This window comes from Pseudoxanthomonas indica (assembly GCF_900167565.1).
In the GTDB taxonomy this organism is placed as follows: domain Bacteria; phylum Pseudomonadota; class Gammaproteobacteria; order Xanthomonadales; family Xanthomonadaceae; genus Pseudoxanthomonas_A; species Pseudoxanthomonas_A indica.
This window is the reverse complement of record NZ_FUZV01000001.1, coordinates 34,843-54,695: the sequence shown is the minus strand read 5'-3', so window position 1 is coordinate 54,695 and position 19,853 is coordinate 34,843. Positions and strand designations below refer to the sequence as shown.

The 19,853-nt window shown below is 64.5% G+C and carries 22 protein-coding genes; 8 read left to right on the top strand and 14 right to left on the bottom strand.

Annotation, left to right across the window (positions count from 1 at the left end; translation table 11 throughout):
- Positions 1–753 (top strand): hypothetical protein, encoded by a 753-nt coding sequence (locus B5X78_RS00270; protein ID WP_079722507.1) that lies wholly within the window; start codon positions 1–3, stop codon positions 751–753.
- Positions 754–816: 63 nt separating this feature from the next.
- Here the strand turns inward: B5X78_RS00270 and azu are convergent, their stop codons facing one another.
- Entirely contained in the window at positions 817–1,275 is a 459-nt protein-coding gene (gene azu, locus B5X78_RS00265; protein ID WP_079722506.1) for an azurin, read from the bottom strand.
- Positions 1,276–1,453: 178 nt separating this feature from the next.
- Between azu and B5X78_RS00260 the strand changes: the two genes are divergently transcribed.
- On the top strand, positions 1,454–1,900 hold the full coding sequence (locus B5X78_RS00260) for a group III truncated hemoglobin (RefSeq protein WP_079722505.1): 447 nt from the start codon (positions 1,454–1,456) through the stop codon (positions 1,898–1,900).
- Positions 1,901–1,912: 12 nt separating this feature from the next.
- Here the strand turns inward: B5X78_RS00260 and B5X78_RS00255 are convergent, their stop codons facing one another.
- From B5X78_RS00255 to nirK, 6 genes are all read right to left on the bottom strand, one after another.
- Positions 1,913–3,019: a pyridoxal-phosphate dependent enzyme gene (locus B5X78_RS00255; RefSeq protein ID WP_139381492.1), complete on the bottom strand. Its 1,107-nt coding sequence runs from the start codon at positions 3,017–3,019 to the stop codon at positions 1,913–1,915.
- A gap of 52 nt (positions 3,020–3,071) precedes the next feature.
- Positions 3,072–4,586, bottom strand: coding sequence for an L-aspartate oxidase (locus B5X78_RS00250; protein ID WP_229730960.1), 1,515 nt, complete (start codon positions 4,584–4,586; stop codon positions 3,072–3,074).
- A gap of 170 nt (positions 4,587–4,756) precedes the next feature.
- Complete coding sequence (locus B5X78_RS00245; protein ID WP_079722503.1) at positions 4,757–4,996, bottom strand: hypothetical protein; 240 nt, start codon at positions 4,994–4,996, stop codon at positions 4,757–4,759.
- Between the two features lie 48 nt (positions 4,997–5,044).
- Entirely contained in the window at positions 5,045–5,635 is a 591-nt protein-coding gene (locus B5X78_RS00240; RefSeq protein ID WP_079722502.1) for an SCO family protein, read from the bottom strand.
- The gene (locus B5X78_RS00235) at positions 5,632–6,396 is read right to left on the bottom strand and encodes a formylglycine-generating enzyme family protein (protein WP_079722501.1); all 765 of its coding nucleotides are present in this window, start codon (positions 6,394–6,396) and stop codon (positions 5,632–5,634) included. The genes B5X78_RS00240 and B5X78_RS00235 overlap by 4 nt, the downstream gene beginning before the upstream one ends.
- Positions 6,397–6,400: 4 nt before the next feature.
- On the bottom strand, positions 6,401–7,468 hold the full coding sequence (gene nirK, locus B5X78_RS00230) for a copper-containing nitrite reductase (protein WP_079722500.1): 1,068 nt from the start codon (positions 7,466–7,468) through the stop codon (positions 6,401–6,403).
- A gap of 209 nt (positions 7,469–7,677) precedes the next feature.
- Between nirK and B5X78_RS00225 the strand changes: the two genes are divergently transcribed.
- Positions 7,678–9,744 carry a TonB-dependent copper receptor gene (locus B5X78_RS00225; protein ID WP_079722499.1) on the top strand — a complete coding sequence of 689 codons (2,067 nt, stop codon included), beginning with the start codon at positions 7,678–7,680 and terminating at the stop codon, positions 9,742–9,744.
- A 12-nt stretch (positions 9,745–9,756) separates the two neighbouring features.
- On the opposite strand, the gene B5X78_RS00220 is transcribed toward B5X78_RS00225, so the two are convergent.
- The 4 genes from B5X78_RS00220 to B5X78_RS00205 all read right to left on the bottom strand — a co-directional run bounded on the left by B5X78_RS00220 (position 9,757) and on the right by B5X78_RS00205 (position 13,081).
- The gene (locus B5X78_RS00220) at positions 9,757–10,959 is read right to left on the bottom strand and encodes a hypothetical protein (protein ID WP_079722498.1); all 1,203 of its coding nucleotides are present in this window, start codon (positions 10,957–10,959) and stop codon (positions 9,757–9,759) included.
- A 74-nt stretch (positions 10,960–11,033) separates the two neighbouring features.
- Positions 11,034–11,285: a DUF2249 domain-containing protein gene (locus tag B5X78_RS00215; RefSeq protein WP_079722497.1), complete on the bottom strand. Its 252-nt coding sequence runs from the start codon at positions 11,283–11,285 to the stop codon at positions 11,034–11,036.
- 148 nt (positions 11,286–11,433) lie between these two features.
- Positions 11,434–11,829 (bottom strand): SirB2 family protein, encoded by a 396-nt coding sequence (locus B5X78_RS00210; protein WP_079724348.1) that lies wholly within the window; start codon positions 11,827–11,829, stop codon positions 11,434–11,436.
- 4 nt (positions 11,830–11,833) lie between these two features.
- Positions 11,834–13,081 carry an NnrS family protein gene (locus B5X78_RS00205; RefSeq protein WP_079722496.1) on the bottom strand — a complete coding sequence of 416 codons (1,248 nt, stop codon included), beginning with the start codon at positions 13,079–13,081 and terminating at the stop codon, positions 11,834–11,836.
- Between the two features lie 151 nt (positions 13,082–13,232).
- Here B5X78_RS00205 and B5X78_RS00200 point away from each other — a divergent pair, with 151 nt between their 5' ends.
- Positions 13,233–13,475: a hypothetical protein gene (locus B5X78_RS00200; RefSeq protein WP_079722495.1), complete on the top strand. Its 243-nt coding sequence runs from the start codon at positions 13,233–13,235 to the stop codon at positions 13,473–13,475.
- Between the two features lie 91 nt (positions 13,476–13,566).
- Here B5X78_RS00200 and B5X78_RS00195 read toward each other — a convergent pair whose 3' ends face one another.
- From B5X78_RS00195 to hemN, 3 genes are all read right to left on the bottom strand, one after another.
- Complete coding sequence (locus tag B5X78_RS00195; RefSeq protein WP_079724347.1) at positions 13,567–15,837, bottom strand: nitric-oxide reductase large subunit; 2,271 nt, start codon at positions 15,835–15,837, stop codon at positions 13,567–13,569.
- Positions 15,838–16,016: 179 nt separating this feature from the next.
- A complete protein-coding gene (locus B5X78_RS00190) occupies positions 16,017–16,772 on the bottom strand; it encodes a helix-turn-helix domain-containing protein (RefSeq protein WP_079722494.1) in 756 nt (251 codons plus the stop codon).
- Positions 16,773–16,788: 16 nt separating this feature from the next.
- On the bottom strand, positions 16,789–18,189 hold the full coding sequence (hemN, locus tag B5X78_RS00185) for an oxygen-independent coproporphyrinogen III oxidase (RefSeq protein WP_079722493.1): 1,401 nt from the start codon (positions 18,187–18,189) through the stop codon (positions 16,789–16,791).
- Between the two features lie 53 nt (positions 18,190–18,242).
- Here hemN and mobA point away from each other — a divergent pair, with 53 nt between their 5' ends.
- From mobA to B5X78_RS00165, 4 genes are all read left to right on the top strand, one after another.
- A complete protein-coding gene (gene mobA / locus B5X78_RS00180) occupies positions 18,243–18,947 on the top strand; it encodes a molybdenum cofactor guanylyltransferase (protein ID WP_079722492.1) in 705 nt (234 codons plus the stop codon).
- A 91-nt stretch (positions 18,948–19,038) separates the two neighbouring features.
- Complete coding sequence (locus B5X78_RS00175; RefSeq protein WP_079722491.1) at positions 19,039–19,206, top strand: periplasmic nitrate reductase, NapE protein; 168 nt, start codon at positions 19,039–19,041, stop codon at positions 19,204–19,206.
- A 3-nt stretch (positions 19,207–19,209) separates the two neighbouring features.
- Entirely contained in the window at positions 19,210–19,548 is a 339-nt protein-coding gene (locus B5X78_RS00170; protein WP_079722490.1) for a 4Fe-4S dicluster domain-containing protein, read from the top strand.
- Positions 19,545–19,853: a chaperone NapD gene (locus B5X78_RS00165; protein WP_079722489.1), complete on the top strand. Its 309-nt coding sequence runs from the start codon at positions 19,545–19,547 to the stop codon at positions 19,851–19,853. The genes B5X78_RS00170 and B5X78_RS00165 overlap by 4 nt, the downstream gene beginning before the upstream one ends.

The following is a 19,853-nucleotide window of genomic DNA, read 5'->3' as shown; positions in this document are numbered from 1 at the left end:
TTGTCCATCGGCAAAAGAACGCGCCTGTCCATCGGCCTGGCGGTGGCGTCGCTGGCCAGCGCCAGCCTGGCCCACGCCGAGCAATCCCCTGACTGGGACTGGTCCGTCGAGCCCTATGTGTGGGCGGCAGGTCTGGATACCCAGGTAGCTGCGCCGGCACTGGGCGTGAGTGCGAAGCAGGACCTGTCCTTCAAGGAAGTCACCGATATCCTGCAAGGCGCCTTCATGGTCCGCATGGAAGGGCGCGGAGATCACCTGGGCATGCAGGCCAACTTCAACTACTTCGGACTGGGCAAGGGCAATGATCGCAACGGCGTGCATACGCGCACGGACGTCGATGCGCGCGTGCTGGATCTGGTCGCGACCTGGCGACCGGGCGAGCAACGGGATCGCGGCGTGGATGTCCACATGGGCATGCGCTATATCGACGCGGATCTGAGCGTCGCCGCTGCGCCGGCTGCTGCTGGAACCGCGCCCCGGGGCCTCGATCTGGACAGGCAGTTCGCCGACTTGCTGATGGGCGCGCGCGTGAGTCTGCCTTTGTCAGCTCGTTGGTCGGCAAGCCTGCAGGCCGATGCCAGTGCGGGACAGACCCGTGGCACCTGGAGCGCGTCGCTGCTGGCGCAATACCGGATGGCACATGGCGCGTGGACGGTGGGCTACCAGCACCTGGACATGAAACTGGGCCAGAACGCCGTGGACGCGCACGTGGTGTTGAGCGGCCCGCAGGTGGGCTACGCGTTCGGCTTCTGATCGCCCAATAAAAAGGCGCTGGCCCGAAGGCCAGCGCCGCCGCACAAAGGCGGCCCCGAAACGTTACGGCGTGACGACCAGCTTGCCCTTCATCATGGTGCTGTGGCCGGGGAAGCTGCAGAAGAACGAGTAGTCGCCACCGGCGGTCAGCTTCTTGCCCGGCACGGTCAACTTGGTCTTCTCGCCACCGCCCACCAGGCCGCTGGCTGCGATGACGCGCGCGTCGCCCTTGGGCAGGTAATGGTTGGCGGCGCCGGCCTTGGTGGCGGCGGAAGTGACGCCTGCGACATCGCTGGTCTTGGCGATGACCACGTTGTGGCCCATCACGGTCACCGGCAACTTGCCGGTATGGACCAACTCGATGGTGATGGTGGGGCAGGCAGCCGAGACCGTGGCGGTCTTGAGATCAAACTTCATCGCGTCGTCGCCCTTGAGCGTGACGGTGCAGTTGCCTGCGGCGTGGGCCAGACCGGCCGTACCCAGCAGAGCCAGGCCGAGCAGAACGGTGGTTGCGGATTTCATGGAACACTCCTGGTGTCGCATTGAAAGAAAGAACGGGTTCGGGAGAGAGCGCATCGGGCTACTCCTCGATGCGCGCTCACTTTGCACGTGTTGCGCTCTTGCAGCCTTGATCCAGATCAAACGACCTTTTATATGAAATGCCTATCCTGCGTGCGCCCCGCCCATCGGAAACCCACGCATGCGTTTTTCACCGGAAGACGAAGAGAACTTCACCGGCCCCAGTCTGCGCCTGTGCTCGGAAGAAGAGGTCGTCAAACTGGTGGCAGACTTCTACGCGCGCGTGCGCCAGGACGCCTTGCTGGGTCCGGTGTTTTCTTCGCAGGTCAAGGATTGGGCGTGGCATGAGGCCCATCTGGTGGCGTTCTGGTCGGCCCTGCTGCGCGGCACGCGACGATTCCATGGTGCGCCGGTGTCGCGTCACCTGGAAATGCCCGGGCTGACAGCGGAATTTTTCGAACGCTGGTTGCAGGTGTTCGAGCAGACGACTGCCGACTGCGGCAATCCCGCTTTGCAAACCATGGCCAACGAATCCGCGCGTTCGATTGGCAACACCTTCTGGCTGCGCTATCAGAGTTTCCATTCGCCCGACCGCGATCCCCAACCGCTGGCCTGTTGCGCGCTCTGACAACGCTGTAATTCAACCACCCAGTTGCGCAGCGGCCAGCGCGGGCAGCGGTTCGCCGCTGGCCGCGGCGGCAATGACGGCATCGGCGGCTTCGATATCCATGCCCTGGGCTTCGTACCACGCCTGGCTGTAGTAGCTGTGGGCGTACCGCTCGCCGCTGTCGCAGAGAATCGTCACCAGTGAGCCTTCCCGACCTTGCTGTCGCATCCGATGTGCCGCGGCCAGCACGCCGACAAAATTGGTCCCGGTGGAACCACCGACGCGCCGCCCCAGGCGTGCACTGACGAAACGCATCGCCGCGAGGCTGAGGACATCCGGCACCTTGAGCATGGCGTCCACGCACTCGGGAATGAAGCTGGCTTCCACGCGCGGGCGGCCGATGCCCTCGATGCGCGATCCGCAATCGTGCACGCGCTGCAGATCGCGCCGGCCTTGCGCGCAATCGCGATAGAAATCGAAGAACACCGAATGCTCCGGGTCCACGCACAGGACCTGGGTGGGATGACGGCGGTAGCGGACATAGCGGCCCAGCGTGGCGCAGGTGCCGCCGGTGCCCGCGCTGCAGACCAGCCACGCGGGGATGGGGTGTTGCTCCTGGGCCAGCTGGCGGAAGATCGATTCGGCGATGTTGTTGTTGGCGCGCCAGTCGGTGGCGCGCTCGGCGTAGGTGAACTGGTCCATGAAATGCCCTCCCAGTTCTCTCGCCAGGCGCGTTGACTCATCGTTGATGCCCGCCGCCTGCTCGACCAGATGACAACGTCCGCCCTGGAATTCGATGGCGGCAATCTTGTCGGGCGAGGTCTGGCGTGGCATGACCGCGATGAAGGGCAGCCCCAGCAGGCGCGCGAAATACGCTTCCGAGACGGCGGTTGAGCCACTGGATGCTTCGATGACCGGCATGCCTTCGCGCAACCAGCCATTGGCCAGCGCGTAGAGAAACAGCGAGCGCGCCAGACGATGCTTGAGGCTGCCGGTGGGGTGGCTGGATTCGTCCTTGAGATAAATCGGCAGTTCCGGAAAGGCCGGCAAGGTCAACGGGATCAGATGGGTGTCGGCGGAACGGTTGAAGTCCGCTTCGATGATGCGCATGGCCTCCGCGACCCAGCCGCGGCGCTGGATGGAAGCCTGCAGATCGAAACTCAACGGCATCGTGGCGCCCTCCGTGCCAGCGTCAGTTGAGCCAGGCCGCGTGGCCGTCGTCGCGGCGGAAGTGGCTGCCCAGGCTCTGCGTGCGGGCTCGTGCAGCCCGCAGCATGCAGCGTAGCAGCCCGGCCTGCCAGGTGCCGGCCAGGTGTCTTTCCTGGGCGAGTGCATGGTCGGTTCCCGCTAAGGTGGCGCCATCGCGTACCGGACCGAGTGCACGCCAGGCCATCTCGCGCAGCTGCGGCATGCTCTCCGCGTCCGCGCTGGCGCCGCGGTCCACCCACCGATCCGTGCCACGCCCGGGTGGATGCAGGCGGATGTCCGCGAGCGAATGTCCCAGTCGACGGCCGAACACCACGCCTTCCAGCAAGGAATTGCTCGCCAGCCGGTTGGCCCCATGCACGCCGTTGCAGGCCACCTCGCCGACGGCGTAGAGGCCATGCACGCTGCTGCGACTTTCCGCATCCACCGCGATCCCGCCAATGTGGAAATGCGCCGCCGACGTGACGGGTATGCGCTCATGCAAGGGATCCACGCCGTGCGCGCGGCACAGCGCATAGACATTGGGAAAGTGGAGTAACCAGTGCTCATGCAGGCCGGTGGCGTCCAGCCACGCCTGGCTGCCGCGTTCCCGGCACAGCCAGACCTCGCGTGCGATCTTGGCCGGCGAAACCTGGGCGTCATGGGTTGCGCCCGGCATCAGCGGGCGATCGGCGTCATCGATCAATCGCGCGCCCGCCGATCGCAGCGCATCGGTAATCATCGGCAAGGTTGACTGGGCCGGCGTCGCTAGCGCGGTGGGGTGGAACTGCACGAATTCGATATCACGGGAAGCGGCGCCGCAGGCCATGGCCAAAGCCAGACCGTTGCCGTCGGCGCTACGGGGATTGGTGCTGGCGGCGAACAGAGCGGCGCAGCCACCGGTCGCCAGCACCAGTTCCGCGCAGTCCCATTCTTCCACCGCCTCGGACGTGGCCACGCGTACCCCGGCCACATGCCCATTGCGCAGGCGGATCGCGTCCAGACGGGCAGGGGCCACCCATTCGATATGGCTGGCCTGCTCAGCCGCTCGCATCAATGCCAGCAGCAGGGCGGCGCCGCTGGCGTCGCCGCCGGCATGCACGGTGCGTTCGCGCCGATGTCCGCCATCGCGGCCGAGCAGGAAGCGCGTGCCGTCAAGGTCAAAGCCCACGCCTTGCGCCTGCAGCCAGCGCACGGCGATGGCAGCGTGATCCACCAGGTAGCGGACCGCGTCATAGTCGTTGTGGTACGCGCCGGCCACCAAGGTGTCGCGTGCGTGCGCGGCGGCCGTATCGTCGTTGGAGAGGGCGGCGGCGATACCGCCTTGTGCCAGCGCGGTGGCGCAGGTGGTGGCGACCGGCAGGGGACTGATCAAGCGCACCGGACGCGGCGCCGCCGAAAGCGCGGTCACCAGCCCGGCTATGCCGCTACCGACAATCACCAGCGGTGGCGGCGCGGCTTGTATCAGGCGGACGCCACGCGCGCCGGATCGCCTGGCCGGACTCGGCGCCGGGCGCTGCAAGGGGACATCATCGACAGTTGGAACAGGGCGGGAAGACACGGCGGCACGCACCGGAAAGTGAGCATTCACCGCCATGCTAGGCAGGCGTGGAACCCTTGCCATTGACTGAAATCAAGTCTGGATCCGGCTCACGTTCGATACGCTGCAAGGGCGTGATCCGGGCGACGACGTCAGCCGCTGCAACCGCCGCAGCAGACCGACGGTACGTGTTCGATATGGCTGAGCGGCACCCGATGGCCCGCCTGTTCCAGGATGAAGACCAACTCGATTGCCAGTACCACGGTTGAGATGCGCAGGCGTGCGCTGGCAGGGTCGTAGTCCACTACGCCAGCCGGATCGAAATTGAGAAGCTGGGCTTCCAGGGCGACCAGATCCAGGCCAGCGTGGTCCAGCGGAATCGCATACTGCATGACAACCTCGCAACGGAGACGGCGCCGCCACCCGGGCGGCGGTCGGGATCAATGGACGGGCGTGGCGGACTGGGCGAGGGCTTGTCGCACGGCGGTGATGAAAGCCGGATCCGGTGCCGCACTGGCCACCTCGCTGCGCGCCAGGATGCGCCCATCCGCATCCAACAGAATCAGCACGCTGGTGTGATTGATGCTGCCGTCCTCGCGGACGCGATACCGCACATCCAGCACGCTGGCCAAGGCGCGCACCTCATCTTCACCCGGCCGCAGCAACTGCCAGTGCGCCGGCAGCCGATGATTGCGCGCGGTTTCGGCCAACACCGCGGGCGTGTCATGCGCGGGATCCAGGCTGATCATGGTCAGTCCGAGGCGATTACGTTCGGCGGCGGTCAACTGCTTCTGCACGCCCTTTGCGTTTTCCAGGATGAGCGGACACATCACATGGCAACCGCTGTAGAACATCGACACCACTTGCGGCTGACCGCGCAGTGAGCGCCAGGCTTGTGTCCGGCCTTGTGCATTGGTGACCTGGGCATCGACGTGATACACCGAATCGCCCGGCAACGCCTGCGCGCAGACCCGGCCCACGCTGGTGGCGAACAGGGCGGCAAGCAACAGCGAAGGAAGCACGTGTCTCATGGTGAACTCCTGGCACAACGAAATCCGAGGTTGGCGAGCGTGTCGCCGGGTTTGAGCGCGGACAGCACGGCAAAGCGCTTCACGACCGCGTACTGCTCACGATCGTTGAAGGCCAGCGAGGTCGCGCCGCAGAACTTGAGTGCATCGCCATCCTCGCCACCGCGACGGTCTTCGGCGCTGAGTAGGGAGGCGTAGTCATCGGCCCATTCCCAATGCGCGCTGTGCAGGCCCTGCACGCCGTAGACGTTGGCGGCTGCCTGGGGTTGTGCATCGATGGCGCGCGGGGTGGCGTCTTCCAGCAGGCGAAGGCGACGTTGCGGATTGCGGCGTGCGTCGACCTGCTGGGCGTCAGCAGCGGCGGCGAACTCCCATTCCAGGAAGGTGGGCAGCCGCGCCTGCTGACTGCGGCAATAGGCATCAGCGGCGTACCAGTTGATCCGGGTCACCGGAGCGTCGTCTAGTGCCTGTTCGCCGACGGATTCGGCTGACTGCCAATGGCTCAGGTAGCCAGGACTGGAAAACACGGCCGGCAAACGATCTCGTCGCCACTGCGGGTATTCGTGGAGGAAGCGGGCAAAGTCGGCGTTGCTGACAGGCTTGCTCATCATCCGGTATGGCGCCACCTGGAGGGGAGCGGACGATTCTTCGTAGCGGATGGCCGAAACAAACGAGCCGCCCGGCAACGTGACGTAAGCCGCCTCCGCCGCAAGGGTGGAGGCGACTGCGAGCAGACAGGCCACGCCGGTCAACGCGCGTTTCATGGCATCACTTGGCCGGCTTGTCGGCGGGCGCAGCGTATTCGCCGCTGGCCTGCTGGCCGGTGTAGATCTCCGGCTTCTTGTCACCGTCGACTTTCAGGATGCCCAGCGAGCCCTTGTGGAAGGTGCGGAACAGGCTGTGGTCGACGAGGATGAAGTTGCCCGGCACGTCGGCCTTGAATTCGACAATCGTCGAGCCGCCTGCCGGTACCAGCGTGGTCTGCACGTTCTCCTGCACCTTGCTGCCACCTTCGGTATAGACCTTGTCGAAGATCTCGCCGATCACATGGAAGCTCGACACCAGGTTGGGACCGCCGTTGCCGACAAACATGCGGATGGTTTCGCCGGCCTTGGCGGTCAGCGCCTTGTCGCCCGTCATCGAGCCTTCGGCGCCATTGAAGACGACGTAGGTCGGATGCTCGTCGATGGCCTTTTCCAGGCTGAAAGGTTGCAGGCCGGGATCACCATGCGCGCCCTCGGTATAGAAGTCGCCCTGCATCACGTAGAACTCCTTGTCGACCTTGGGCAGGCCCTCTTCTGGCTCCACCAGGATCAAGCCGTACATGCCGTTGGCCACGTGCATGCCGACGGGCGGCATCGCGCAGTGGTAGACGTACAGGCCGGGGTTGAGCGCCTTGAAGGTGAACTGCGTCTTGTGGCCGGGCAGGGTAAAGGTGGCTTCGGCGCCGCCGCCCGTGCCGGTGACGGCGTGCAGGTCGATGTTGTGCGCCATGTTCGAGTCGTGGGCGTTCTTGAGGTGGAACTCCACCGTGTCGCCCTGGCGCACGCGGATGAAGCTGCCCGGCACCGAACCACCGAACGTCCAGAAGTTGTAGGTCACGCCGTCGGAAATCTGCATGTCCTTTTCAATCACTTCCAGATCGACCACCACCTTGGCGGGCGTCTTGCGGGTGATCGGCGGCGGCACCATCGGCGGCGCCGTCAGCACGGCCTGGATGGTTTCCATGGGCGTGCTCCGATCTGCGCCCGGCGCAGCCATCGCCTGGCCCGTGGCCAGCAAGCCGAGCACGCAGCCCAGGGCGCTCGAGAGAAGAAGCGGTTTGCAGCGTTTCATTACGCGTATCCCTGTGTCATGGCCTCGTGGCCGTTGCGTGCAAGGTAGGCGCGCACTCCCTGCAGGGGCGTTGATCAGAATCAATCGAGCAAGGGGGAATGTGATTCTCTTGATCCGCGTCAAGCCACGCTGACAATGCGACGCTCTGTCGCATACCGATGCATCGGCAGCGGGCCAAAGATGTTGCAACTCACCAAGAGAGCACGTCCATGGAAAGACATCCGCTTGCCGTTGCACTGGCGATAGCGCTGCCTTGGCTGATGGTCAGCACCGCCATCGCCCAGCCCAACGATCAGTCGCACGAAGGACATGCCGCCGCCGCAACCCAGCTCGACGGGGTCGTGGTCATTGGCGTGGCGCCCAGCCTGGCCACCACCTTCGTCACCGATCCCAAGCTGCCACGGCAACCGGTTCCCGCCAGTGACGGCGCCGATTACCTCAAGACCATTCCCGGCTTCTCCGTCCTGCGCAGCGGCGGCACCAATGGCGATCCGGTCCTGCGCGGCATGTTTGGTTCGCGCCTGAACCTGTTGACCAACGATGGCGCCTTGAGCGGTGCATGTCCTTCGCGCATGGACAACGCCATGTCCTACATCGCGCCGGAAACCTACGACCGCCTGATTGTCATCAAGGGCCCGCAGAGCGTTCTGTGGGGCGGCGGTGCATCGGCTGGCACGATCCGCTTCGAACGCGAAGTGCCGTACTTCGATCGTCCCGAATCGCGCCTCTCGGGCAGCGCCCTGATGGGCAGCCGCAATCGCAATGATCAGGTGGTTGATGCGGTCTTTGGCCGACCGCAAGGCTATGTGCGGGTGGCGGCCAATCGTTCCGAGTCCGACGACTATCAGGACGGGGCGGGCAACGAAGTTCCTTCGGCCTGGCGCAAGTGGAATGCCGATGCCGCCATTGGCTGGACGCCCGACGCCGATACGGTGCTGGAACTCAGCGCCGGCCAGGGTGATGCACAGGCACGCTACGCGGGCCGCGGCATGGATGGGGCGACCTTTGATCGCGACAGCCTGGGCCTGCGCTTCGAGAAGAAACACATGGGAGGCGTGCTGGATGCGCTGGTCGCCAACGTCTACCGCAACCAGGTCGACCATGTGATGGACAACTACAGCCTGCGTCAGCCCGACCCGCACAGCAGCATGCCGATGCCGATGGCCAGCAATGTCGCGCAGGATGTGCAGGGCGGTCGCGTCGCCGCCACCTGGCAGAAGGATCGCTGGGAGATCACCGCCGGCGCCGACCTGCGCGACAGCCGCCACAGCCAGCGCAGTGCGATGGGGCGCGGTGCGTATCGACTGCAACCTTGGACCGTCGACGCGAAGTTCCAGACCTATGGCGTGTTTGCCGAATCGCATTGGCACATCACCGAACATCACCACCTCATGTCGGGCCTGCGCCTGGACCGGGCCGAGGTGCAGGACCTGCGCAAACGCACAGGAGGCATGATGCCCATGCCCAATCCAACCGCAGGACAGCGCCGCCAGGACACGTTGCCCAGTGGTTTTGTCCGCTACGAATACGATCACCAGGGTCTGGGCTTCCATGCAGGGGTGGGCCACACCGCGCGGATGCCCGATTACTGGGAGCTGTTTTCGGCCACGCGCGGCCCGGTGGGCGCAGCCAATGCGTTTGCGGGCGTACGGCCGGAGAAGACGACCCAGTTGGACATCGGCGCGCAGTACGAGGGGCGCCAGGTCGATGCCTGGGTATCGCTGTATGCCGGGCGGGTGCAGGACTTCGTGCTGTTCGACTACCTGTCCGGAGGCATGGGCATGAAGGCAACGCGTGCCCGCAATGTCGATGCTGACATCCACGGCGGTGAAGCCGGGGTTGAATGGCGACCGGGTCGCGGCCTGAAGGTGGGCAGTGTGTTGGCCTATGCCTGGGGCGATCTGAAGAACGAAGGAGCGATGCCGCAGATGCCGCCGCTGGAACTGCGCCTGTCACTGGCGCAGGAGCGCGGCAAGTTCTCGTGGGGAACGTTGCTGCGGGTGGTCGCGCAACAGGATCGTGTCAACCCGGGGACGGGCAATGTGGTCGGCCAGGATTTGGGGCCCAGTGCCGGCTTTGCCGTGTTCTCCGCCAATGCGGCGTACAGGTACAGCGAACGCGTGCAGGTGAGCGCGGGCGTCGACAACCTGTTTGATCGTGACTACAGCGAACACCTCAATCTGGGTGGCAACAGCGCCTTTGGTTATCCGGCGGATCCGGTGCGCATCCATGAGCCGGGGCGCACCTTGTGGCTCAAGGTCAATCTGAGCTATTGAGCCTGCCGGCGTTTATTGGCTGCGCGGAGATTCGGGCGCGGGCTGCCAGGCCCGCGCATTGCGCCATACGGCGCCAAACCTGAGAAGCGAGCCGGCGTAGGCAAGCATGATCAATACGCCTGCGATCACCGTTGTCCTCGCCGCGAATGCGGCAATTAGCGCAGCCACGGCCGCCGCCACGTGGATCAACACAAGGCGCTGCTTGTGCGTGGAATCCAGCAGACGGCCGACACCCGGCACCCGCACCCCGCGGGGGTGGCGTTGGCGCAGCTCGATCCATGCCAGGAAGGGCACGATTTCCAGCTGCATGCCGAGCACCAGCAGGGGCAGGCCGGCCACCACGACGGCAGTGCCGGCCACCAACGAGGCAGCAGGGGATGTTGCACTGACGGGCATCAGTGGCAGTACTACCGGCAAGAGCAACGGAAGCCACAGAAAGAAGGCGCCGAGCCGCCAGGCCAGCCGCAGCGGAAGATTGCGCGGATGAGGGGAACGGACCTGCATCCACAGAATCATGCAGGCCAGTCCCGCACAAGGCAGGCTGATACCCAGCATCAGCGGACTATCAGCTTGCCGCGCAGTGGCTGCAAGCACCGTCAAACCCATCGCCGCACGCCATCCGTTCCCCCAGATTCGCTGCGCACGGCGGGTCAAGACCCGCGCACCCTGGAACATCGGCACGGTGACGGCAGCCACCGCAGCCAGCAGGCCGACGCACCAACCCCCAAGGCCCAGGGCGGCGTGCAGATTGACGATGCGCTCAAGCGGGATCGACAGGTGACCAGTGAGGACCATCGCCGAAGCGCCACCCAGGACGACGGTCGCCAGAAGGAACCACAGCGACATTGCGATGCCACGCTGCAATGCATCCACAGGGATGACCGCGTGCAATGCAAGCAGGGAACGCAGAGCGAACACGCCCAGGCTGCCAGCGAGCAGCAGCAGGGCGGAGATGCCCAGCACGGTGTGGGGCCTCACGAAGAACAGCAGCAACGCCATCACGCCGAGGTTGAAGCCACGATGCAGCCACAGTGCAGGTAGCGGCAGGCTCAGACGGGTGTTGGCCGCCACCGGCAGAAACTGCAGCAGGCTTCCCAGCATGGCGTTGCCCAGCACGCCGAGCACCCACGCGTGCACGGACACCAGGGTGGGCGGCGCCCAGCGCGAGGTTAGCGCCCACTCGCCTTGCCACACCCACCATGCGCCGGCGGCCACGCCCCAGATGAGGGAGCTGCGAAGGAACCGCCATGGTTCAACCGGAGGCGGTGCCTGTCCGAGGTCCAGCCCACTCATGCATCGCAGTGCGGCAGGCTGGCCTGGTCTTCGCAGTGGGCAATGAAGATGCGCGCCTGCCCGCCCGGCAGATTCTCCACGCTGTAGGCATATCCCCAGTCATCCAGCATGGCCATCAAGGGCAGGGGGCGCATCGGCGTAAGCGCCTCGATGTGTCGGCCGCGCTTGAGTTGCCGTAGCGCGGCGATCACGCATTCCATCGGCTCGGGCGCGGGCAGGTTGCGCAAATCCAGCTGCATCAGCGACATGGGGCAGGCTCCAGCGCAGAGGCGTCATCCGGGTCGACGCCGGCATGCGTGGGGCAAATGCGATCGCAGCCGGCTGCGTCCAGGCACTCTCCCAGCGTTGGCGTCCACGGTGCGCAGAGATCCAGAGTGCTCGATAGTTCGTTGAAGCTCATAGCCATAGCAGCCATCCCAGCGGATCATGCGTCCGCGCAATGCCATAGATCTGCACGAAGCAGAGCAGGGCAAGCAGCCACAGCGTGGCGCGAGCGCGCAACCCGCGCCCGACCTGGAAGGCCAACGTGCCCAGCGCGATGTAAGCGACGACTAATCCCACCTTGACCAGCAGCCAGCCATTGGCGAACAGCGCTGCCGGCAACAAGGTCAGCAGGAACAGCGCCGCGGTCAGCAGGACGGTATCCACGCTGTAGCTCAGATAGCGCAGCAGCGCATGTCGCGGCCAGCGCTGATCCAGCAGGAGCCCGGCGCCACGCAACGCGAACAATCCACCGCTGGTCAATGCCACGGCCATGTGCAGGTGTTTGATGCTGGGATAGAACGTCATCATGCGCTCACCCCGGTCGCCCATCGGCGCGCGGGCTGAGGTAGATCGCGCCTATTCGGCTGACCCATGGCGCCAACGCCAGCAACCAGGCAAACGCCGCCAGGCATTGCCACAACATGCCATCCGGCACGAGTTCGGCGACCACCCGCATGACCGCGACGGCTTGCAGGGCGAGGAATGCAAACCACGCCACGCGCGGCATCGCCAGCGGGCGACCAGAATGCCCCTGGGTGACGCGGGTGACCATGGCCACCAGTACGCTGCCGAAGAATCCTATGAACATCGCATGCATGGGCGCACGGCCCAGCACGAACTCGCCGGTTGCCAGATAGACTAGGCTCTGAATGATGTAGAGCGCAAAGGTGATTGGCATCCATGCCGTGCCGAAGAACAGTACGGCCAGCAAACCCGGCATGCGCGCACGTGGCCACCAACGCCACAAGGCCTGGCCGGTAAGCGCCAGAAGGGCGGCGTCGGGCAACCATAACCAGGCATACGCGTGCAGTAGTTCCAGGCCCAGATGAACCATCGCGGCCACCCAGACCGCCCCCAACCAAGCCAAGGGGCGCCATGGCCGGTAGCCCTGAATCGCGTTGCCGGCGAAGAACGGAAACATGCGATGCGCCACGCTCAGGTAGATCGGCAGCAACATGCCGATGCCACCGAGTTTGATGCTGGCGAAGGCGAGCATCGCATCGCCGGTGATCAGGAATCCCAGATACAAAGCCAGCCCCAACCACCCCAGCAACAGCGCTGCATAACAGGAGCGCGCATGCCAGGTGGGGCCACCGTCGCGCCTGAGGACCTGTCCGAGGGTGCCTAGTGCGGCGGACCAGCCACCCAACGCCAGAATGACGCCTACCGTCAGTCCCGCTGACCAACCGAGCGTAGCCAGCAGCACGGCCAACTGCCCGCCCATCAGACCGGCCCCCACGGGCACATAGCGCCAGCGTGGCAGGTCCGGTTGGCCGATCCAGCGCGGGAACACGGTCAACAGGAATCCGAAAATGAAACTGGGCAGGACCAGGTATTGCATGACAAAGGCATGCAGCCAGCCGGCATAGATGGGAGTTTCCGGCATCGACCAGGCTCCGGAATACTGCGCCGCCAGCCAGCAGGCCCACCACAGCATCGCAAGCATCAGGTTGCCGGCGCCGATGAAGAACATCAGCCGATGTGGCGCCTGCAGCAGCTGACGGATCGATACCGGTGCCGGTACCGACGTGGGAGGTGTGGGCAGGGGGATCGTGGGCATGCGCGCAGTGTGTGCGGCGACGGCGAGTCGGGCATTGACCTGGGTCAACACCAGGCCGCGTCGTCTTGATTCCGGTCAATGTCGTGCGGGACGGGTTTACCTAGATTGCCGGTACTGGCCACCGTGCCGCCTCCTTGCCTACAGGAATTTCATGACCCGCTCCGATACGCCCGACCTCCGCCAACGTCGCCAGCAAGCGATGACCGACGCCCTTCGAGAATGGGACCCCGAAGCAGAAATCCTGTGGGATGAGGATTCCGGGCGCCTCAGCGTTTACACGACCCTGCCCAGCGAGCGCGTGTCGACGATTCTGGCTGCCTTGGGTGAGCCCGTCACCAGCTGCGGCGATGGCGAGGGCAGCGATCAGGAATGCTGCGGGTGTTGCTCGCACTGAACCTGGCGCCGGCAGCGTCTGTCGTCAGACGGGCTCGCAAAAGAAGAAGGGCCGCTGCAAGCGGCCCTTCCTTTTTCTGACGACGATTTTCTCAGCTTGCTTGCGGGGCGGGCAGCGCGGCCTCGCGCCGCGGCGCCACCCACAGGCGGAACACGAACCAGACCAAGGCCACCGCGCCGATGCTGAAGATGGTGTCGCCGGGAACGCGCATCCAGACCAGCAGATCGATCAGGGGTTGCTGCATGAACTCGGCAGAGCGCGCATACCAGTAGCCGTGCTCCAACGCTGCTCGCAACTGCAGGAGGCCCAGCGGCAACAGGGTCAGCAGCGCCATCAAGCTCAAACCGATGTTCATGGCCCAGAACGCGGTCTTCAGCAGCTTCTCGTTCCACACCACGTCCGGCTTCAGGCCGCGCAGGCAGAACAGCATCAGGCCGATGCCGAGCATGCCGTACACGCCAAACAGAGCGGTGTGGCCATGGGTCGGCGTCAGGTTCAGACCCTGCATGTAGTACAGCGACAGCGGCGGATTGATCAGGAAGCCGAACAGGCCCGCACCCACCAGGTTCCAGAACGACACCGCGATGAAGAACATGATCGGCCAGCGGTAGCGCGCCATCCACGGTGTGGCTTTGCCCATCTTGTAGCTGTGATAGGCCTCGAACCCGACATACGCCAACGGCACCACTTCCAGTGCGGAGAAACTTGCACCCAGGGCAATGACCGCGGTCGGCGTACCGGTGAAGTAGAGGTGATGCAGCGTACCCAGCACGCCACCGGACAGGAACACGATGGTGGCAAACAGCACCGCCATGGTGGCGGACCGAATCTGCAGCAGGCCCAGGCGGGTAAACAGGAACGCGATGACCGCCACGGCGAACACTTCAAAGAAGCCTTCGACCCACAGATGCACTACCCACCAGCGCCAGTACTCGACCATCGAGAGGTGGGTGTGTTCGCCCCACATCAGGCCGGCGGCGTAGAACAGGCCAATGGCCACGGTGGACAGGAAGAGCAGGGTGACGATGGAGCGTGATTCGCTGCCCTTGCGCAGTGCGGGCCACAGGGCGCGACCCACCAGCGACAGCCACAGCACCAGGCCGATGAAAAGGAACCATTGCCAGAAGCGGCCAAGATCCACGTATTCCCAACCCTGGTGACCAAACCAGAAGTTGTGCTCCAGCCCCATCTTCTGCATCACCGCGAACCATTGGCCGGCAAAGGCGCCCACCACGATGATCAACAGGCAGACCCAGAGGGCGTGTACGCCCAGGCGCTGGAACTTCGGTTCGTGGCCGGAAATCGCCGGTGCGATATACAAGCCCATGCCCAGCCAGGCGGTGGCAATCCACAGCACTGCCAACTGGGTATGCCAGGTGCGTGTGAGCGAGTAGGGCAGGACATCGGCCAGCGCGAAGCCATAGGCTTCCTGGCCTTCCACCTGATAGTGGGCAGTCATTGCGCCCAGCAGGATCTGCACCAGGAACAAGGCGCACACCACCCAGAAGTACTTGCCGGTGGCACGCATCGACGGGGTGATGCGCAACTCCGCCAGCGGATCCCGTTTGGGCAGGACTGTTGCGATCTCATCGCCATGGTTGACCGCGTAGTGCCAGCCCAGCAAGCCGATACCTGCCAACAGGAACAGCACGCTGAAGACCGTCCACAGGAACAGATTCGAAGGCGGCGTATTGCCCACCATTTCGTCGGCCGGCCAGTTGGCTGTGTAGCTGATTTTCGAGTCGGGGCGCTCGGTCACCGAAGACCACGCTGCCCACCAATAGAAGGCCGTCAGCTGGTGGCGGTGCGCGGCATCGGCCACGGTGCCATTGCGCATGGCGTAGGCTTCGCGCAAGGGAGCCAGTTCCGGCGTGTCGCCGAATAGTTGCTCATAGTGGTGAGCTACCTCCCGCATGGCCGCAGCGCGATCAACATCCACCGTGATCGTACCGGTGCTGGCCTCGTAGCGGTTGGGCCGCAGTACGGTCTGGACCCGCTTGGCATAGGCCGCGCGAGTGGCTTCATCGAGCTGCTTGTAGCTTTCGACATTGGCCTCGCGCCGGGCCCAGCCATCCTGGATTGCCTCGGCTTCGCGATGCAGCCAGTCCGCGCCCCAGTCAGGTGCAACGTAGCCGCCATGGCCCCAGATGGAACCCAGTTGCTGCCCGCCAATCGATTGCCAGACCTGCCGGCCGACTTCGATGTCCTGGCGGGTGTAGAGCAGGTTGCCTTCCGTATCCACGACACGTTCGGGCAGGGGAGGAGCCTGTCGGTGGACTTCGCCTCCCACCCAGAGCAGTACCGAGAAGGAGACCAGCAACAGGGCCGCCAGGCCTGCCCACAGTCTTCGGGTTGATTGCATGATGCGCACTCCTGTGTAGGTGCCGCATATTCTGTCTATGGCCGAAGATGCTCCATGACATGGGTCAAGCGACAGGCAGTGTGTTGCCTGGAAACACGCGCACAGCTGGCGAAAAATTGGCCCGCAAGAAAGCAAGCCGGACACTCCCGCAAGAACGGGACTGGCACCAACCCGATTGATCAATCGCGCAGGACGGCGGTGGCCATGGCCTGCAGGCGCGCTAGATCGAGGATCTCCACATCGCGCTGCTTGATATGCAACAGGCCTTCGCGCTCGAAGCGACGCAGCACGCGGCTGACAGTTTCCGGCGCCTGCCGAAGGTAGTTGGCGATGTCCGTGCGCGACATGGTCAGCTGGAAGCGCTTGGCGGAGAAACCGCGCGCGGCCAGGCGCCGCGACAGGCCAATCAGGAAGGCCGCCATGCGCTCGTCGGCGCTGTTGTCCCGGGCGAACAGCGAAGCAACGCCAATGTCGTGACTGAGCAGGCGGAACAGATGACGTTGCAGGTTGGGCAGCTGGCTCGCCAGCAAGGCGATCTTGGGAAAGGAAAAACGGCACAGCATGACCGTATCCAATGCGACGGCGTTGCAGGGATATCGGTCGTCATGGATCGCGTTCAACCCAATGACCTCACCCGGCAGGTGGAAACCCAGTACCTGCTCGCGACCATCGCGGTCAATCTGGTAGGTCTTGACGGTGCCGGCCCGCACGGCCGCAATGGCGCTGAATGGATCGCCTTCGCGGAAGACATGGTCACCGGCCGCAAGCGGACCTACGTGTTCCACCAGCACGTGCAGTTCCATGAGCGCACTCTTGTCCATCCCCTCGCTGAGGCACGCCTGCGAGAACGCGCAGGTGGAACAGAAACTCAGCGAGTCGCCGTCATCGGCCAGGATACGTGCATCTGTGCGGGGGAAGACGACGCTCTGGTTCATGCAATGGGCAAGGGAATCAGACGGTGCGCGAGAAACGCGTGGCCGCGCCGTCATTGGCGGTGGGGAGATATCGGTCGAATGCCATGGCGATGATACGCAACAACATCCTGCCGCGCGAGGTGGCGACAATGGTCCTGGGCCCCACTTCGACCAGGCCGTCCGCCTGCAACGGCAGCAAGCGCACCAGGGCTTCGGCAAAGTACTGGTTGAAATCGATCAGGTGTCGGCGCTCGATGCGCTCGCGATCGATGCTGCCATGGCACATCAGTTGCTGGATGACATCGGCGCGCAGCACGTCATCCTCGTCCATGCGCATGCCACGCCACACGGGCAGACGACCACTGTCGATCCACTCTTCCCAGTTGTCGATGTCGCGCGGGTTCTGGCTGAAGCTGGCACCGACATGGCTGATGGCGCTCACACCCAAACCCACCAGGTCGCTTTCCGCATGGGTGGTGTATCCCATGAAGTTGCGGTGGAGTCCGCCATTGACCTGGGCGATCGCCAGATCGTCGCTGGGCAGGGCGAAATGGTCCATGCCAATGTAGACGTAGCCGGCTTCTCCCAGCCGCTCGATGGCGCAGTGCAGCAGTTCCAGCTTCTGTTCCGGGCTGGGCAGATCCTCGGCATGGATGCGCTGCTGCGGTCGGAACAGATTGGGCATGTGCGCGTAGCTGTAAATGGCCAGCCGATCCGGGCGCGCACGCAAGGTGATGTCGAGCGTGCGCGAAAAGCCTGCCAGATTCTGCTTGGGCAGGCCGTAGATCAGGTCCACGTTGACCGAGCGCATGCCATGGGCGCGGCACGCATCGATGATGGCCAGGGTTTCCTCGACACTCTGGATCCGGTTGACGGCTTGCTGCACCAGCGGATCGAAATCCTGTACGCCCAAGCTGGCCCGGTTGAATCCTGACCGCGCCAGCACGGCTACCGCGTCCGGGTTGATGAAGCGCGGGTCCAGCTCGATGGAACAATCCAGTTGATCGGCCCGCGCCAGGTTGAAATGGCGGCGGGTCACGTCCACCACTTCGGCAATCTGTTCTGCGTCGAGGAAGTTGGGCGTACCTCCGCCCAGGTGCAGCTGATGCACTTCGCGGTCTCGATCGAACAACTGCGACACCATCGCAACTTCACGGTACAGACGGGTCAGATAGGCGTCGCCACGGGCCTTCTCGCGGGTGATGATCCGATTGCAGCCGCAGTAGAAGCAGGGGCTGCGACAGAACGGCACATGCACATACACCGAAAGCGGGCGGGGGATCGGGTCGTCGTTGGTTTCCGAGGCCGCCTGGCGGAACTCCGCCTCGCCAAACTGTGGCGAAAACTGGGGTGCCGTCGGATACGACGTATAGCGCGGGCCCGGCTTGTCGTAGCGACGAAGCAAATCCGGATCAAACAGGGAAGTCAATGCGGCCATGGCGGCAGGGTAGGGAGCAGGTCCAGGCTTGTCTTTGACTTGAATCAATTCACATGGCCGTCAATGCCCTTCCCAGGCCACCCTTCCGCGAATGCCTGTCCCGCTCTGGTAGGCTGATTGCCTCGCGGGAAAAGGCGGTGGCGCTACCTGCGCCGCCAGGGGACCCCATTGTGACAACCGCCGTTTCCCCACCCTGGACAGGCATCGTGCTGGCAGGTGGCCAGTCTTCCCGCATGGGCAGCGACAAGGCGCTGCTGCCGTGGGGCGCGCGAACACTGCTGGACCAGGCGCGTTCGCGGTTGCTTTCGGCCGGTGCCGCGCGCGTGGTGGTGAGCGGCCGCAGCGGTAGGGAAGACGAGATGCCTGACGAGCAGCGCGGCCAAGGCCCGCTGTCTGCATTGGCCCAATTGGCACCGCGACTGGACGATGGCGTCCTGGTGATCGTGCCGGTGGACATGCCTTTGCTTTCAAACGAACTACTGCAACAGCTGGCGGGTGCGCCGGGCGCCTGCGCGGCCTTCGAGTTCCATCCACTCCCTATGCGGCTGGAGCTGGCCACTCCCGTACGTGCCGTGCTGGCGCGCCTGAGCCTGTTGCCCGAGGTGCAACGTTCCCTGCGTACGCTGCAGCGGGAACTGGGTGGCAACCTGCTTGAAGGTTCCCATTGGCAGGAAGAGCTGCGAGGGTGCAATACACCCGAGGAGTGGAAGGCGCTGCTTCAGACGGCAGGCTGTCCAGCTTCCGACGATTCGAACTAAGATTGCATACGTCGTACACTTCCAACCGAGCAACAAGTGCTAGCCTGATTCGCGACCTGGTCACCCAGCTGAGAACTGCCAAGGTGGACGTATGGAGCATCCCTCACCGCACGTGGGGTCAAGCAAAGCGCAGGAGCGTATCGCCTTCCTGTTGTTGACCTTCGTGGTCTTCCCGCTGATGGCCATCCTGATTGTGGCCGGATACGGATTCCTGGTCTGGTTCTACCAGATGTTCGCGGGTCCGCCGGCGGGACACTGAAGCATGTCCTCCACCACACGGTTGTCGCGGCGTAGTCTGCTGTTCGGCGCGGGCGCTGATGCGCCGCGCTCCATGGTGCAGAACCAATCCGCAGCCGCTTCGCGCGATGACGCGACCACTCGCTGGCTGGCGGAGATTGCCGCTTTGCGTTGCCTCAATGCCCAGGGTGTCGTGTGCGCCAGCTGCGCCGACGCCTGTCCCCATCGGGCCATCCTCATTCCGATCCGCGAGCGCGCCGCCATCCACGTCGTAGCAGACCTGTGCGATGGATGCAGCGACTGCGTGGGCGTCTGTCCCGCCCAGGCCATCGTCATGCAACCCTCACCCCTGGAGCCTGCATGAGCCAAGCCCCGCCAACCGCGCAGGCCACTGCGAACGAAGTCCACATTGCCAGCTTCGTGGTCCAACACCGCCAGGAAGCCGGCCCGGCACTGGCGGCCATGATCGCCGAGTGTCCCGACCTTGAACTTGGGCTGGCAGGCGACACGCGCAGTGTCGTGATCTGTGAATCCGAGGATCGCTATCTGGTCATGGACCGTATTGAACAACTGCGCGCCGTGCCCGGCGCCTTGAACGTATTGCTCGTCTACCACCATGCCGAACCGCGTCAGGCTCTCGAGCTTCCGCTGTCGGCGCAAGAAGGATAA